At 65.8% G+C, this 16,264-nt stretch carries 10 protein-coding genes and 2 pseudogenes; 7 read left to right on the top strand and 5 right to left on the bottom strand.

Annotated elements, in window-relative coordinates:
• Window positions 1-180: 180 nt before the first annotated feature.
• A pseudogene (locus ACLQI9_RS23270) lies at window positions 181-1,836 on the top strand (hypothetical protein); the annotation flags it as partial.
• Between the two features lie 436 nt (window positions 1,837-2,272).
• Here the strand turns inward: ACLQI9_RS23270 and ACLQI9_RS23265 are convergent.
• Window positions 2,273-2,608: pseudogene (locus ACLQI9_RS23265) on the bottom strand (acetyl-coenzyme A synthetase N-terminal domain-containing protein); the annotation flags it as partial.
• Between the two features lie 154 nt (window positions 2,609-2,762).
• Here ACLQI9_RS23265 and ACLQI9_RS23260 point away from each other — a divergent pair.
• From ACLQI9_RS23260 to mmsB, 3 genes are read left to right on the top strand one after another with little or no spacing between them, the layout of a single operon-like run.
• Window positions 2,763-4,283, top strand: a complete 1,521-nt coding sequence (locus ACLQI9_RS23260) for a CoA-acylating methylmalonate-semialdehyde dehydrogenase (protein WP_442376348.1) — start codon at window positions 2,763-2,765, stop codon at window positions 4,281-4,283.
• 12 nt (window positions 4,284-4,295) lie between these two features.
• Entirely contained in the window at window positions 4,296-5,471 is a 1,176-nt protein-coding gene (locus ACLQI9_RS23255; protein WP_442376350.1) for an acyl-CoA dehydrogenase family protein, read from the top strand.
• Window positions 5,472-5,492: 21 nt separating this feature from the next.
• Window positions 5,493-6,377, top strand: a complete 885-nt coding sequence (gene mmsB / locus ACLQI9_RS23250) for a 3-hydroxyisobutyrate dehydrogenase (RefSeq protein WP_442392259.1) — start codon at window positions 5,493-5,495, stop codon at window positions 6,375-6,377.
• 1 nt (window position 6,378) lies between these two features.
• On the opposite strand, the gene ACLQI9_RS23245 is transcribed toward mmsB, so the two are convergent.
• Window positions 6,379-6,909, bottom strand: coding sequence for a MarR family transcriptional regulator (locus ACLQI9_RS23245; protein WP_442376354.1), 531 nt, complete (start codon window positions 6,907-6,909; stop codon window positions 6,379-6,381).
• A gap of 272 nt (window positions 6,910-7,181) precedes the next feature.
• Window positions 7,182-8,336, bottom strand: a complete 1,155-nt coding sequence (locus ACLQI9_RS23240; protein ID WP_442376356.1) for a glycosyltransferase family 4 protein — start codon at window positions 8,334-8,336, stop codon at window positions 7,182-7,184.
• A 34-nt stretch (window positions 8,337-8,370) separates the two neighbouring features.
• Here ACLQI9_RS23240 and ACLQI9_RS23235 point away from each other — a divergent pair, with 34 nt between their 5' ends.
• From ACLQI9_RS23235 to ACLQI9_RS23225, 3 genes are all read left to right on the top strand, one after another.
• Window positions 8,371-9,138, top strand: coding sequence for a class I SAM-dependent methyltransferase (locus ACLQI9_RS23235; protein WP_442392258.1), 768 nt, complete (start codon window positions 8,371-8,373; stop codon window positions 9,136-9,138).
• A 114-nt stretch (window positions 9,139-9,252) separates the two neighbouring features.
• Entirely contained in the window at window positions 9,253-10,722 is a 1,470-nt protein-coding gene (locus tag ACLQI9_RS23230) for an aldehyde dehydrogenase (RefSeq protein WP_442392257.1), read from the top strand.
• A 104-nt stretch (window positions 10,723-10,826) separates the two neighbouring features.
• Window positions 10,827-13,091: an MMPL family transporter gene (locus tag ACLQI9_RS23225; RefSeq protein WP_442392256.1), complete on the top strand. Its 2,265-nt coding sequence runs from the start codon at window positions 10,827-10,829 to the stop codon at window positions 13,089-13,091.
• A 73-nt stretch (window positions 13,092-13,164) separates the two neighbouring features.
• Here ACLQI9_RS23225 and ACLQI9_RS23220 read toward each other — a convergent pair whose 3' ends face one another.
• Together ACLQI9_RS23220 and ACLQI9_RS23215 are read right to left on the bottom strand one after the other, a co-directional pair.
• Window positions 13,165-15,861, bottom strand: coding sequence for an NAD-dependent epimerase/dehydratase family protein (locus tag ACLQI9_RS23220; RefSeq protein WP_442379816.1), 2,697 nt, complete (start codon window positions 15,859-15,861; stop codon window positions 13,165-13,167).
• Window positions 15,862-15,876: 15 nt separating this feature from the next.
• A partial coding sequence (locus tag ACLQI9_RS23215; RefSeq protein ID WP_442379814.1) for an acyl carrier protein occupies window positions 15,877-16,264 on the bottom strand: 388 nt, incomplete at its 5' end.

Raw genomic sequence — 16,264 nt, 5'->3', positions numbered from 1 at the left:
GCCGGAACGGCTGAGGAGAAGCCCGGCCATCAAACCGAGCCGGGCGACGATGCAGCCGGAACGGCTGAGGAGAAGCCCGGCCATCAAACCGAGCCGGGCGACGATGCAGCCGGAACGGCTGAGGAGAAGCCCGGCCATCAAACCGAGCCAGGTGACGTGACGGCGGTACGCCACTGGGCTCTGCAGTGGTCCCGTCCCGGGTACGCACTGGCGTTGGCGCTGCTGGTGACTGCGCCGCTGATCAGCCCCGGATACCTGCTGCTACGCGATGCGGTGTCCACGCCGCGGTCGTATCTGTCCGATAGCGCGCTCGGGCTGATGTCGCCTCCGCGGGCGACGCCGCAGGATTTCGCCATTGCGTTGGCATCGCACTGCGTCGACGGCGGCATTGTGGTGAAGGCGTTGCTCGTCGCGGGGCTGTGGCTGGCGGGTTGGGGCGCGGCCCGGCTGGTCGCCATGGTGTTGCCGGAAGCCGGTGCCAGCGGCCAGTTTGTCGCGATCACGCTGGCGATTTGGAATCCGTATGTCGGTGAACGGCTGCTACAGGGGCATTGGAGCCTGCTGCTCGGCTATGGCTGCCTGCCCTGGGTGGCGACGACCGTGCTGGCGCTGCGATCGACCGACCGGCCTGTCTGGTCAGAACTTTTCGGGCTGGTGTTCTGGATCGCGCTGGCCGGGCTGACCCCGACCGGGTTGATCCTTGCGGCCGTGATCGGACTGGTTTGCGTCGCTGTCCCTGTTGGGGGCCCGGGGGGGCCCAGGCCGCGCTGGATGTGCGCCGCCGTCATGTTGGGCGCGGCCCAGGTGGCGGCACTGCCGTGGTTGACGGCCGCGGCACTGGGCTTGTCATCGGCCGACCGCATTTGGGCGCGGACCCCGGACGTTGCCGCGTTCGCCGCCCGCGCCGAGCCCGGTCTGGGGACGCTCGGCAGCTTGGCCAGCCTGGGTGGGATCTGGAACGGCGAGGCCGTACCGGCTTCGCGGGCAACACTTTTCGCAGTGGTGTCAGCCGGGGTGCTGTTTGCCGTTGTGGTCTTCGGGCTACCGGCGCTGGTGCGTTGCCGGGCGGCGGTGCCACTGGTGTTGCTGGCAGCGGTGTCCGTGGTGGTACCCGCCGCACTGGCCACCGGGCCGGGCCTATCCGTGCTGCACGCGGTGGTCGAGGCCGCGCCCGGCCTGGGCGTGCTGCGCGACGGGCAGAAGTGGGTGGCGCTGGCGATGCCCGGATACGCGCTGGCCGGTGCCGGCGCGGTGCTGACGTTGCGGCGTTGGCTGCGGCCCACGGTGACCGCGCTCGTGTGCTGTGCGGCGCTGCTGCTCGCACTTCCCGACTTGGCATGGGGCGTAGCAGGAAAAGTCGAGCCGGTGCACTACCCGACCGACTGGACAACCGTCGCGGCGCTAATCAACCGTGATCCCGGGGAGGTCGCGGTGTTGCCGGCCGACACCATGCGGCAGTTCGCCTGGTCCGGGCGGGCGCCGGTCCTGGATCCGCTGCCGCGCTGGGTGCGCGCCGACGTGCTGATGACCGGCGACCTGATCATTTCGGGTGTGACGATTCCCGGTGAGGGAGACCGGGCGCACCGGGTACAGCGGCTGCTGTTGACCGGCGCCGACCCGGTTGCGCTTCGCCGTGATGGCGTGGGATGGCTAATGGTCGAAGTGGGCACACCCGGCGATATAGGCTCGGCCGCAAGGACATTCGAGCGTCTTCCGGTGGCCTATCGCGGGCAAGACCTGGTGCTGTATCGGGTCGGCGGCACCGCAGCAGGCGTACCCGCCGATCGTCGACTGCTCGCGGTGATCGCACACCTGGTGTGGTTGGCGACGCTAATCGGCGCCCTCATCGGGACGACGGTGGCCTTCGGTCGATTTCGCGGGCCTGCCGGCGACGATCCCGCCGCAGAGGACAAAGGCAACCCAAACGAACGCACCGCCGATTCCGACGAGAAAGACGGCCTTCATCGAGGCACGCCGGACTTGACCGACGGCCCAACCTGGCTATCTGTAATGGGTCGAGGAGTTGTAGCACTGTCACCCACGCGGGTTTGGGGCAGGTTTCGTGGGTGACAGTGTTATCTGTAACCGTGTTACCCACGTTGGCTAGCGGATTACGATCCGCTTCTGGCCGATCCGATGATGGTCCCGCGCTAGAGATCCGCGGGTGACACCGGCGGTCGTTCTGTGCCTTTGTGGCCTAGGACCCCGGTTTGCTTGAGGAGTCCGCCCTTCATTGTTGCCGCCGTTGCTATTTGGTCGAGCACGCGGATTAGGTGATCGTGCGGCTGTCGCCGACCCGTTCGCCTTCCCAGTAGATCGCCACCCGACCCCCGTTTCCGGCTTCGACGTGGCGATCAACACAGTTGTAGGCGACGTTGAGCTTGCCTCCGATGAACCACCTGGCGAACGGGGCCCCAGACCAGTCCAGCACCTCGGTGAACGGTGTGTCCCAGGACAGCCGATTGGCCTGCTCGGCCCAAAAAGACAGTCGATCCTGCTCGGCCTGGCGGTAGAGGTCTTCGGTGGCGTTGGCTTGCGCGGCGAACTCCGAAGACGGCGGGTAGGCCGACGGGACCGCGGCGTGCGTCTCAGACACAGTCTCGGACATAGAAGTGGGCCTTTCAGCTCGACTACTGTTCAGGTTTCCTGCGCGGGTGCCGGAGCCAGGCGTGCTCCGGCTAACCCGACTTGCCAGCATCACCGGCAGATACTAGGATATCCTAGTAACCAAGTCGCTCCTTCTTGTGCATTCGAGGACACCCATGACCACACAGATCGCGCACTTCATCGATGGGAAGCGCGCCGCAGGCCAGTCCACCCGTACCGCTGATGTCTTCAACCCGAGCACCGGTCAGGTGCAGGCGAAAGTTCCGATGGCCTCGTCGGCTGACGTCGACGCTGCGGTGGCCTCGGCCGTCGAGGCCCAAAAGGACTGGGCCGCATGGAATCCGCAGCGGCGCGCGCGAGTAATGATGCGATTCATCGAGCTGGTCAACGACCACAACGACGAGCTGGCCGAGTTGCTGTCCCTTGAGCACGGCAAGACGGTGGCCGACGCGCGCGGCGACATCCAGCGCGGCATCGAGGTGATCGAGTTCTGCATGGGGATCCCGCACCTGCTCAAAGGCGAGTACAGCGAAGGCGCCGGTCCGGGCATCGACGTGTACTCGTTGCGCCAGCCCCTGGGCGTGGTCGCCGGCATCACCCCGTTCAACTTCCCGGCGATGATCCCGCTGTGGAAGGCCGGTCCCGCCCTCGCTTGTGGAAATGCATTCGTGCTCAAGCCTTCTGAGCGTGACCCGTCGGTCCCGGTGCGGCTGGCCGAGCTGTTCATCGAGGCCGGTCTGCCGGCCGGCCTGTTCCAGGTCGTGCACGGTGACAAGGAGGCCGTCGACGCTATCTTGAACCACCCCGACATCAAAGCGGTCGGCTTCGTCGGCAGCTCCGACATCGCCCACTACATCTACTCGAATGCCACAGCCACCGGCAAGCGCGCGCAATGCTTCGGCGGCGCCAAGAACCACATGATCGTGATGCCCGACGCGGACCTCGACCAGGCCGTCGACGCGCTGATCGGCGCCGGCTACGGCAGCGCCGGCGAACGCTGCATGGCGATATCCGTCGCGGTGCCGGTCGGCGAGCAGACCGCGGAACGGTTGCGCGCCAGGCTCGTTGAGCGGATCAACAACCTGCGGGTAGGCCACAGTCTTGATCCCAAGGCCGACTACGGCCCCTTGGTCACCGAGGCCGCGCTAACCCGGGTGCGCGATTACATCGACCAGGGTGTGGCCGCGGGCGCAGACATTGTCATCGACGGCCGCGACCGGGCCAGCGACGACCTGGCATATGGCGACGCGAGTTTGGAAGGCGGCTTCTTCATTGGACCGACCCTGTTCGACCACGTCACTCCCGACATGTCGATCTACACCGACGAGATCTTCGGACCCGTGCTGTGCATGGTGCGGGCCCATGACTACGAGGAGGCGTTGCGGCTGCCGTCGGAGCACGAGTACGGCAATGGAGTGGCGGTCTTCACCCGCGACGGCGACACCGCCCGCGATTTCGTCTCACGGGTGCAGGTGGGCATGGTCGGTGTCAACGTGCCGATCCCGGTCCCGGTGGCCTATCACACCTTCGGCGGCTGGAAGCGCTCCGGCTTCGGTGACCTCAACCAACACGGCCCGGCGTCAATCCAGTTCTACACCAAGACCAAGACCGTCACGTCGCGGTGGCCATCCGGCATCAAGGACGGTGCCGAATTCGTCATCCCGACCATGAATTAGGGCCGGGGCTTTATGCAGTTTCTTACCCTGAACGACGACGAACGGGTCATCACCGAGACGGCAGCCGCGTTCGCCGCCAAACGCCTTGCCCCGTACGCCCTGGAATGGGATGCCACCAAGCATTTTCCGACAGACGTGTTGCGTGAGGCCGCCGAGCTCGGCATGGCGGCAATCTACTGCCGCGATGACGTCGGCGGCAGCGGGCTGCGTCGACTTGACGGGGTCCGGATTTTCGAGCAGTTGGCCATCGCCGACCCGACGACCGCCGCATTCCTATCCATCCACAACATGTGCGCGTGGATGATCGACAGCTTCGGCACCGACGAGCAACGCAAGGAATGGATTCCGCGGTTGGCGCCGATGGATGCCATCGCCAGCTACTGTCTGACCGAGCCCGGCGCCGGATCCGACGCCAGCGCATTGAGCACCCGCGCCGTCAAGCAAGGCGGCGATTACGTGCTCGACGGTGTCAAGCAGTTCATTTCGGGCGCCGGAGCCTCGGATGTCTACGTGGTGCTGGCACGAACGGGAGGCCCAGAAAAACCGGGCCCACGCGGCATATCAGCCTTCATCATCGAAAAGGGCACTCCGGGACTGAGTTTCGGCGCGCTGGAAGATAAGATGGGCTGGCATGCGCAACCGACCGCGCAGGTGATCCTGGAGGGGGTGCGGATACCCGCCGACGCGATGTTGGGCGGCGCGGACGGCGAGGGTGGCGGCTTCGGCATCGCGATGAACGGCCTCAACGGGGGGCGGCTCAATATCGCGGCGTGCTCGCTCGGCGGCGCGCAGGCAGCCTTCGACAAAGCGGGAGCCTATGTGCGCGAGCGGCAGGCATTCGGTTCTCCCCTGCTCGACGAGCCCACCATCCGGTTCACCCTGGCCGACATGGCCACTGGGCTTGAGGCATCGCGAATGTTGTTGTGGCGGGCCGCGAGTGCGTTAGACGACGGCGATGCCGACAAGGTCGAGCTGTGCGCGATGGCCAAACGCTATGTCACCGACACGTGCTTTGACGTCGCGGACAAGGCGTTACAACTGCACGGGGGCTATGGCTACCTGCGCGAGTACGGTCTGGAGAAGATCGTCCGCGATCTTCGGGTGCATCGGATCCTGGAAGGGACCAACGAAATCATGCGGGTGGTCATCGGCCGGGCTGAGGCCGCGCGGTTTCGCGCCACCACTTAGAAAGGCTGTCTGAGGTCCGAGATGAGTGAGCTTTTCACGATCGCCTTCCTAGGTTTGGGCAACATGGGCGGGCCGATGTCGGCGAATCTGATCAGCGCCGGGCACACCGTGCGCGGGTTCGACCCGGTTCCCGCGGCGGCGGCCGCCGCGGCCGCCAACGGCGCCACCGTATTCGACAGCACTGCCGACGCCGTCACCGAGGCCGACGTGGTCATCACCATGCTGCCGAACGGAGACATCGTCAGGCGCTGCTATGCCGAGGTGCTACCTGCCGCGCGGGCCGGTGCGCTGTTCATCGACAGTTCCACCATCTCGGTCAACGACGCCCGCGAGGTGCACGCGCAGGCGGAGTCGCACGGGTTTTCCCAGCTGGACGCGCCGGTTTCGGGCGGGGTGAAGGGCGCCGTCGCCGGGACGCTGGCGTTTATGCTGGGCGGCGATGAGTCCGCGGTGCAGCGAGCACGACCGGTGCTGGAACCGATGGCGGGCAAGATCATTCACTGCGGCGCCGCCGGGGCCGGTCAGGCCGCCAAGGTGTGCAACAACATGGTGCTGGCGGTGCAACAGATCGCGATCGGCGAGGCGTTCGTACTGGCCGAAAAGCTCGGGCTAACGGCGCAGTCATTGTTCGACGTCATCACCGGTGCAACCGGCAATTGCTGGGCGGTGCACACCAATTGCCCGGTGCCGGGCCCGGTGCCGACGTCACCGGCCAACAACGACTTCAAGCCGGGCTTCGCGACCGCCCTGATGAACAAAGACCTGGGTCTGGCGATGGATGCGGTAACGTCAACCGGCTCGGTGGCGCCGCTGGGCAGCCACGCCGCAGAAATCTACGCCAAGTTCGCCGCCGACCACGCCGATAAGGACTTCAGCGCGGTGATAGAGGCGCTGCGCGGCAACTGAATCAGAAGTCGCCGGCGTTGCGCCGCAATGCGTCGATCGACAACACCAGGGCCTGGGATTCGCCAGCAGCCATTCCGATGTCGGCGAACACCTGCTCGTTGAGCGTGACGGTGGCGTCCTCGACCGTGGAGCGGCCGAGGTCGGTGATCTGCACCAGCGTCGTGCGTCTGTCGGTGGGGTGCGCAACCCGCAGCACGAGCCCGTCGGCCTCCAGCCGGCGGATCGCATGGGTCACGCTGGTGACGTGAACCTGCAGCCGGTCGGACGCCTTGGTGATCGGCAACGCGCCGCTGCGGCTGAACGCCAGCAGCCGCAGCAACTCGAAGCGGGAAAAACTCAAGTCGTAGGGACGCAGCGCAGTCTCGACGCGAGCGAGCAGGATCTGATGCGCACGCATCACCGATGTCACCGCGACCATGCCCTGCGAAACATCGCCCCACCCGGCACGCTCCCAGTTGGCCCGGGCCGCGGCGATCGGGTCGCGTTTGGCGGGGCGCGCGTCGGATCGCTTGTCCGGAGTAGAGGCAGCCACGCCTTTTCTTACCGCACTTGCGGCCAAAGCGTGTCAAGCCGGCTCGGTACGCGGGCGCCCGCGTGGTCGGCGTTGTGATGCGGCGCTTGTCCTGGCCATGCGATCCTCCGGTGCGCGATGACGGCTCGCGAGGGCCGTCGTATTCGTGGCGAGGATAAGCCGACAAATAGTTATTTGGTACGCCTCAGGTCCGCCGATCAGCTCGCGTCGACGGGCAGCCCCTTGTTCTCCGCTTGCCGCGCCCGCTAGCAGCGAAACCGCGAGGGCCAGCGTCAGACCACTCCGCTAACGCGATCGCCGTCCATCACCGACTCGAGCACGGTGCGCATCGCGTCAGCGCTTTGCGGCCAAGAGAATTCGGCGCTGCGCGCTTGCGCCTTGGCGCCGAGCTGATCACGCAGCACCGGATCGTCCAGTAGCTGCTGAAGCCGATTCACCAACTCCGTGCGGCTGTCGACCAGCACCCCGGTAACCCCATCGATGATCGAATCGGCCAGTCCACCGGATGATCGGTATCCGATTGTGGGCACCGCATGCTGCGCCGCCTCGACCACGGCCAAACCCCAACCTTCTTTGCGGGAGGGCAGCAGGTGCACCCAAGACTGTTGCATCACTTGGTGTTTGGCGACGTCGCCAATATGCCCGTGGAATGTCACCGCGTCGCTGATGCCGAGCGACGCCGCGTGGTCGACCAAGCGCCGCCACCACCATCCGCCGCCGACGATGTCGAGATGCAGCCCGGGTATCGATGGCCGCAACCGGGCCACCGCAGCGAGCGCGTCCTCGATCTGCTTGTGCGGTACCAGACGGGACAACACCAACACCCGCGGGGTGGCCGCCCGCGGGCCACCCAAGGACGCCTCGGGCACCTCGTCAAGTCCGTTGCGCACCAGCGCGATTCGCTCGTTACCGACACCCAGGCCGACCAGGTCACGGGCCGACGGCAGCGACACCGTGACGTACTGATTACGGCGGTGCAGCCTCGGCGACACCCGCGACTCGACGAACCAGCCCAGCCGACCCAGCGCCCGCCCGGCCACCGGCCATTGTTCACGATGGCAGTGATGCACCAAGATCGCGACCCGCCGCCCGTAGACCAACCGCGCCAGAAACGGCAAACCATTCTGGGTGTCGACCACCACATCCGGGCGGACCCGCCGCAGCGGCCCCACCCCCAAACGCGCCGACGCCATCGCCAGCAGCGCCCACACGTAGACCGAATACCGCCCGCCTGCGCGGCTGATCCGCACGCCGTCGATCACATCCCGCCGCGCCGCGCCGGCGTAGCGGGCGGTGCGCAGTGTGACGCTGACGCCGGACGCGGCCAGCTGGGCGCCGATGCGCTGCAGGTAGGTTTCACTGCCCCCGCCCTGCGGGTGCCCGGTGTCGCGCCAGCTCAGCAGCAAGACGGAGCGAAGGTCAGACATGGTTTGCCAGCCTAGCGGGCCGTAGGGTTGGCCGGTGGCCGTGACTGATCTGTTCGCGCGCCGAGCGACCCTGGCCCGATCGGTGCGGCTGCTGTCAGAGTTCCGCTACGAGCAGCCGGATCCGGTCCGGTTCTACCGCATGCTGGCAACCGATACCGCGGCCATGGTGAGCGATCTGTGGCGGTCTGCGCATGGCGAGTCTGCGTCTGGTCGCACGCTGCTCGATGTCGGCGGCGGCCCCGGTTATTTCGCCGCTGCATTCGCCGATGCCGGTGTCCGCTACATCGGCGTGGAACCGGACCCAAGCGAAATGCATTCGGCCGGAACGTCTTTGTCGGGCGCAACCGACACATTCGTCCGAGCGTCCGGCATGGCGCTGCCGTTCGCCGATGACTCGGTGGATATCTGCCTGTCGTCCAATGTTGCCGAGCACGTACCGCGGCCCTGGCAGCTCGGCGGCGAAATGCTGCGGGTAACCAAGCCAGGCGGCCTCGCGGTGCTGTCCTACACGGTCTGGCTCGGACCGTTCGGCGGCCACGAAATGGGCCTCACGCACTACCTGGGCGGAGCCCGGGCCGCTGCGCGTTATGCCCGCAAGCGCGGCCATCCGGCCAAAAACAACTATGGCTCGTCGTTGTTCGCGGTGTCGGTGGCCGACGGCCTGAACTGGGCGGCGAGCACCGGCGCGCTGGTTTCCGCGTTCCCGCGCTACCACCCCAGATGGGCGTGGTGGCTAACGACGATACCGTTGATACGTGAGTTCCTGGTGAGCAATCTGGTGCTGGTGCTGCGACCGCAATGAGGCCGCCGCGCCTCTTGACTGAAACGTGTTCTCGTTTTGCGATCCGCTGGGTAGGGTGGCGCTCAGGCCGCCGGCGACGATGCAGAGCCGGAGCGATGAGGAGGAACGGCGCAAATGACCGACTTTAAGACGGAATACGACAAGCTTTTCATCGGCGGCAAATGGACCGAGCCGTCGACCTCCGAGGTCATCGAGGTGCATTGCCCGGCCACCGGCGAATACGTCGGCAAGGTGCCGATGGCGGCGGCGGCCGACGTGGACGCCGCGGTCGCAGCGGCCCGCGCGGCATTCGACAACGGCCCGTGGCCGAGCACGCCACCGAAAGAGCGCGCGGCCGTCATCGCCAATGCGCTCAAGCTGATGGAGGAGCACAAGGACGGTTTCACCAAGCTGCTCGGCCTCGAGACCGGCCAGCCGCCGACCTCCGTCGAGACGATGCAGTGGATGAGTGGGATCGGGGCGCTGAACTTCTTCGCCGGCCCCGCCGTCGACCAGGTCAAGTGGCAGGAGACCCGCAACGGCGGCTACGGGCAGACCATCGTCCACCGTGAGCCGATCGGCGTGGTGGGCGCGATCGTGGCGTGGAACGTGCCGCTGTTCCTGGCGATCAACAAGCTCGGTCCGGCGTTGCTGGCCGGGTGCACGGTGGTGCTCAAGCCGGCCGCTGAAACCCCGTTGAGCACAAACGCTTTGGCGGAAGTGTTCGCCGAGGCCGGACTGCCCGAGGGCGTGCTGTCGGTGGTGCCCGGCGGCATCGAGACCGGCCAGGCGCTGACGTCCAATCGCGACGTCGACATCTTCTCCTTCACCGGCAGCTCGGGCGTCGGCAAGGAAATCGGCCGCCGCGCCGCGGAGATGCTCAAGCCGTGCACGCTGGAACTCGGCGGCAAATCGGCGGCCATCGTCCTCGACGACGTCGACCTGGCCGCCTCGATCCCGATGTTGGTGTTCTCCGGAATCATGAACACCGGACAGGCCTGCGTGGCCCAGACCCGCATCCTGGCGCCACGCTCGCGATACGACGAAATCGTGGACGCGGTTGGCGCTTTCGTGCAGGCGCTGCCGGTCGGGACGCCGTCTGACCCGGCGGCCCAGATCGGATCGCTGATCTCGGAGAAGCAACGTGCCCGGGTCGAGGGCTACATCGCCAAGGGCGTCGAGGAGGGCGCGCGGCTGGTGTGTGGCGGCGGCCGCCCCGAAGGCCTGGACAGCGGTTTCTTCGTCGAACCGACGGTGTTTGCCGACGTCGACAACAAGATGACGATCGCCCAGGAGGAGATCTTCGGGCCGGTACTGAGCATCATCCCCTACGACACCGAGGAGGACGCGATCAAGATCGCCAACGACTCGGCGTACGGACTGGCCGGCAGCGTGTGGACAACCAATGTGCCGCGGGGTATTGAGATCTCGGAGAAGATCCGCACCGGGACGTACGCGATCAACTGGTACGCGTTCGACCCGTGCTGCCCGTTCGGCGGCTACAAGAACTCCGGCATCGGCCGCGAGAACGGCCCGGAAGGCGTCGAACACTTCACCCAGCAGAAGAGCGTGCTGATGCCGATGGGCTACACCATCGACAGCTAGGAGGCCAGCCCCCGTCGGCGGGCACGGGGTGGCGCGGCACATTTCTTCGAGCCGACGTGTTACTTAAAGGGTCGGAACCGTTGATCGCTTAAGTAGGGAATGCCGTGCTGCACCGTTTAGCGCGTCTGGCCATCGCTGCGCCAGGCTGGATTGTCGCGGTGGCGGTGCTCGTCGCCGTAGCCGCCGGCTGGTACGGCTATTCGGCCACGCAAAGCCTGTCGGCCGGCGGTTTTCAGGACCCGGCGGCCGAGTCATCGCGCGCCGGTCGGCTCGTGGCCGACAAGTTCGGTCAGGGCGACCTGCAGCTGATCTTCATGATCACCGCTGAAGGGGGTGTCCACAGCGCCGTGGCGCGATCCACCGCGACCGATATCGTCGAGCAGCTGCAGAACTCGCCGTTCGTCGGTGCGATGAGTTCGACCTGGACCGCCACACCAACCGGTGCGGCGGCGCTGACCAGCAGGGATGGTAAATCCGGGCTCATAATCGCCGCCATTTCCGGCGGTGGCAGCGAGGGACAGGAGCACGCCAAAACGTTGCTTCGGCAGCTGGCTGTGCCCCACGAGGGTGCCACCGTCCGCGTCGGCGGTCCCGCAATGGCCTACGCGCAGATCAACACGCAAACCAAGCGGGATCTGGTGGTGATGGAATCCATCGCGATCCCGCTGAGCTTCCTGGTGCTGGTGTGGGTGTTTGGTGGGCTGTTGGCGGCCGCCTTGCCGGTGGCGGTGGGCCTGCTGGCGATCGTGGGCACGATGGCGGTGCTCCGCGTCGTGGCATTGGCCACCGAGGTTTCGACCTTCGCGCTCAACCTCACGGTCGCTCTCGGCTTGGCATTGGCGCTCGACTACACACTGCTGATCATTAGCCGGTTCCGCGACGAGCGGGCCGACGGTACGGGCCCTGATGAGGCGCTGGACCGCACCATGGCGACCGCTGGCCGCACAGTGTTGTTCTCGGCGTTGACCGTCGCTTTCTCGATGGGCGCGCTGGCGCTGTTCCCCATGTACTTCCTGAAATCGTTCGCCTTCGCAGGCGCTGCGGTGGTCACGCTGGCGGCGGTTGCGGCGCTGTTGGTGGCGCCGGCCGCCATCGTGCTGCTCGGCGACCGCATTGATGCGTTGGACGTGCGACGGTTGGGCCGCCGTCTGCTGCGCCGCCCAGACCCGCCGCGCCGGGCGTTGCGGCAACTCTTCTGGTACCGATCGACGAAGTTCGTGATGCGCCGGGCTATCTTGGTCGGGCTTGCGGTAATCACACTGCTGGTGGTGCTCGGTGCGCCCTTCCTCGGCGTGCGGTGGGGATTCCCCGACGATCGCGTCTTACCCGGTTCGGCCTCCGCACGCCAAATAGGTGACCAGCTGCGCGACAACTTCCCGAGCAACCCGGCCTCCGCGGTGACCGTGGTCATCCCGCATAGCACTGATGTCAGCACAACCGAGTTGGCGCGCTACGCTGCGGAGCTGTCCCGGGTCGCTGACGTATCCTTCGTGTCGGCACCCGCCGGCTGCTACGTCGGCGGCGTGCGGGTGGGCCCGCCCACCGCCCCCACCGCGAAGGCCGATGGCAGCGCCTTTCTGACCGTGGGCAGCAGAGCGCCGTTGTTCTCGGCGGCTTCGCAGACCCAACTCGACAGGTTGCACGCCGTGCCGGGACCTTCCCGTGAGCGTGTCCAGCTGACCGGGACTGCTCAAATCACCCATGACAGCGCGGCGGCGATCAACGCTCGCCTGCCGCGAGTGCTGGGGGTGATCGCGGTTGTCACCTTTGTGCAATTGTTTCTGCTGACCCGCAGCGTCGTGCTGCCGTTGAAGGCGTTGCTGCTCAACGTCTTATCGCTGACCGCCGCATTCGGTGCGCTGGTCTGGGTCTTCCAGGACGGCCACCTCGGCGGACTGGGCACCACTGTCACCGGCACGCTGGTGCCGAATATCCCGGTGTTGCTGTTCTGCATCGCGTTCGGGCTATCGATGGATTACGAGGTGTTTCTGATCTCCCGCATCCACGAGTACTGGCTGCAAAGCAGTCAAACCCGCGCCGACAACGACGAGAGCGTCGCCCTGGGCCTGGCTCGCGTCGGCCGCGTGGTGACGGCCGCGGCCATGGTGATGTCGATTTCGTTCGCGGCGCTGATCGCCGGCCAAGTGTCCATCGTGCGGATGTTTGGCCTCGGTCTCACATTGGCGGTGCTGATGGACGCCACTCTGGTGCGCATGCTGCTGGTTCCTGCATTCATGCATGTGCTGGGCCGTGTGAATTGGTGGGCCCCGCATCCTGTGGCCTGGTTGCGTGGTCATTCAGGATCAGCAAGGCAGCGCGGACCGGCAGTGAGTGGTTTGCTGAAGGCAGGAAGTCAAACGGATAACTGAAGGCCTCCGCGCGCCGAGCGCCATGTTCGCGGCTTGTGGGCCGTGCCCTCACCGTCTGGCTACGAGTTTGACGTCAGGTCGCGATTGCGGGACCGTCGCCTCTTGGTGTGCCAACTGCGCGCAACTTCGGGCTAACCCCGGAAGTCCCGGTTGGGTCGGACGCCGATCGGCGTTGAGAACCAAGTTCGACGACGCGGATCTCGCCGGTGGCGCCGTCCACTTCGACAACCGATCCACCCGCAAGACGCCTCGAGGCGCCGTTAGCGTCGACAATGCACGGAACGCCGAATTCTCTTGCCACCAAAGCCGCGTGTGACATTGGACCACCGAGATCGGTCACTACAGCGGCGGCATATGCGAAGGCAGGCGTATACCCAACGTCGGTAACCTCGGCGACGAGAATCTCACCTGGCTGCAGGTCGTCGATCGTCTCCGGACGCACGATGCGCACGCGACCACGAACTCGTCCGCCGCAGATGCCGCGGCCGTATATGGTCTCGCCGACAGTGAGCGCCGTCACCGATGTGTCCGCCGGCGACCAGCTCCCAGAAAAAGCTAGCGGCGGGAACACCGCAGCCAGCGAACACTGTTCGGCCCGACGGCGCGCCACAACGTCAGAGACGTTGGGCGGCAACGAGTTCAGCTCATCGACCAGAAGATAGAATACGTCGTCTGCGGTCTCGAAGACGCCGGCGTCGGTGAGCCTGCGCCCGTACTCTCGCAGCATCAGGCGCAACACCCAGATGGCACGAATCACCTTATCGCGACGCACTTCACGGTCTCGTAACTGCGCGGCGGCGAGCATGGCAATCGGACGGGCCGGGATCGGGATCCGCGGATTTTGAGGTGCCGAAGGTGCTGGGGCGCCTAGCGACTTAGCCACCATGCGGAGAAAGAGTTCGGGGTCATCGGCGTAGGTGCTCGACCGCATCTCCGCTTCCGCCGGACCGCGATGGCCGATGGATGCCAACTCTTCCGCGAAAGCGGCATAGAACTCGGGTACCCGCTCACGCAAGGCGTCAAGGTGCTCGCCGGGCTCGCTCAGCAGTCCTGTCATGAGGGGATCGCGTTGGGCCAGAGCCACCAGTCGGCGTACCGCATCCAGCGCTTGCGCACTCACCAGATCCGGCCCCGGCATAGGCGTAATGTCATGTCCTGTCAAACGGCGCAGGAAAAAGCCGTGGGCTGTGCACAACAAGATCGACGCCGAGGCCAAAACCCAGCCGTGAACGACATGGTCGCGCGCCAGAGTGATCTGGCTGAGCAGCCGCTGGTCGCTCATATCGGTGAAGTCTTGGCCAACAGATCGTTCCAGCCGGTCGATATCGGCGACGAAATCCCTGGTGTCGCGGGCCGATCCTGCGCTGATCCCCACGAATTTGGCAACGTATATCAGGATGTCGCGCAGTTGTCCTGTACCGCTGCGGGATTCGCGCGGGGGATGCTCGGCGCCGAACAGCGGAATGGCGTCGATCGTGGGACCGAAGAACTGGCCAAGTATCGTTGATGTGTTAGCGAACGGCACGATTTCGCTCATAAAGTGCACGGAGGTCACTCCGCCATACAGTCGGTGCGCGAATACTCCGATGGTTCGCGACGCCATCTCGCGCTGCACCACGCCGCCGGGCCGCAGCGTGGCGGCGATCCTGACGCCGCCAGCGCGCACGCCCCGTACTGTTACCGACGCGGCCGACGGTGAGAATGGTCCGGGGAGAGCCTCGGCCAGATTCGTCGCGACGAATGTCGGAAAGCGCAGGTCGATCGGGGTATCGAACTCACCGTTGCGACCCTCGGGGCCGGCCGCTACTGGCATGACTCCGTCGACTGCGGCGCCCTCGACCGCCGGGATGCCGTCGACACGGCCCACTCGCCATGGCACCGATATCGTTCTTCCGGCAAAAGATACCCGCCCGCGCACCGCGAGCCCGAGATCAGCTGCGCATTCCTCTGCACTCCAAACCGGCTCGAATCCCCACGCATTTTTCAGCCGCGTGGTGTCCATCAGTGCAAAATTCGATGGCAGAACCCATTCAGGCCCCGCCAATACGGAGAGCGCACGACCTAGCATCCCTAGGCGAAGTCGCACCAACGGACGTCCGATGGTCGCCGCCAGCTTCTTAAGCGTCAGAACAGCGGGTGCGGCAAGGTTGACGGCGCCACTTTCGACGTCGTCGTCCAGGACCGCGCGGACCAGCAGTCTTTGTATGTCGTCGGTGTGCACGACCTGTAGGGGGCGATCCCCGGAGCCCGCAACGTCGAGCAGCATCGGGGTGGCCAACAATCGGAGCAGGGCATCGTCTACGTCGCGACCAAGCACCAAAGCCGAACGGACCGCGACCCATTCGACACCGGCTTCGGCGATCATCGCCTCGACAGCCGGGGCCGGCACCTCGTCCTCAGTCAATGGAGCGGTCGGGTCCGGATGCGTGCCGTAGACGTGCGCAGACGAGGCAACGACGATCCGCCGACAACCGGAGATCGTCATCGCCTCGAGCAGATTGGCCGAGCCGCCGACATTGACATCGTGGGCCAACTGACGGTCGGAACCGGAGCTCACCGCCCAAGCACAGTGGACGACAGCCTCTGCACCAACGACCGCCCGCCGGAGCGCCGCCGCATCCCGGATATCGGCCTCGACGAAATCCATTGTCAAAGACCAGCTGTCGGGACGTCGACGGGCCAAGCCGACCACGTTATGACCCGCGTTGTGCAGCCTGAGCGCCACTCCACGACCAACGACGCCGCTGGCCCCGGTTACGACGATCTTCATCCGCCGGCCCTCTGCCTAATCACTGCTGGCCGAGTAGTTGTCGGTAACATGTTTAACCAAAGTTTCAACATCCATGCTGTCAATTGAAGCGGGCGTAGTAATTTCGGATTCTGTTGTCGCTGCCGATCCAGGTGAATCGGCCAGAGCTACTAAGGTATCCAGAATCCCGGCTTCGCGCAGCCGTGAAATAGGTATCGACGTCAGGATCTGTCGAACGTCGTCCTCACTAACGCCTGCATCGCTGCTGGTGCCGGCACCTTGAAAGTCGTCCAGTAGGTGTCGGGCTACTGTGGTGGGGGTGGGGTAGTCGAAGATCAGGGTGGGTGACAGGGCGAGCCCGGTCGTGGTTTTCAGACGGTTGCGCAGCTCGACGGCGGTCAGTGAGTCAAACCCGAGGTCTTGG

The sequence above is a fragment of the Mycobacterium sp. genome (assembly GCF_052143115.1).
Taxonomy (GTDB): Bacteria; Actinomycetota; Actinomycetes; order Mycobacteriales; family Mycobacteriaceae; genus Mycobacterium.
The sequence above is the reverse complement of the archived record's forward strand: the minus strand, read 5'-3'. Positions and strand labels throughout refer to the sequence as shown.

Bases quoted from the DNA above. Each gene is read 5' to 3' on its own strand.
- ACLQI9_RS23260 (WP_442376348.1), top strand. From the start codon at position 2,763: ATGACCACACAGATCGCGCACTTCATCGATGGGAAGCGCGCCGCAGGC.
- ACLQI9_RS23255 (WP_442376350.1), top strand. From the start codon at position 4,296: ATGCAGTTTCTTACCCTGAACGACGACGAACGGGTCATCACCGAGACG.
- mmsB (WP_442392259.1), top strand. From the start codon at position 5,493: ATGAGTGAGCTTTTCACGATCGCCTTCCTAGGTTTGGGCAACATGGGC.
- ACLQI9_RS23240 (WP_442376356.1), bottom strand. From the start codon at position 8,336: ATGTCTGACCTTCGCTCCGTCTTGCTGCTGAGCTGGCGCGACACCGGG.
- ACLQI9_RS23230 (WP_442392257.1), top strand. From the start codon at position 9,253: ATGACCGACTTTAAGACGGAATACGACAAGCTTTTCATCGGCGGCAAA.
- ACLQI9_RS23220 (WP_442379816.1), bottom strand. From the start codon at position 15,861: ATGAAGATCGTCGTAACCGGGGCCAGCGGCGTCGTTGGTCGTGGAGTG.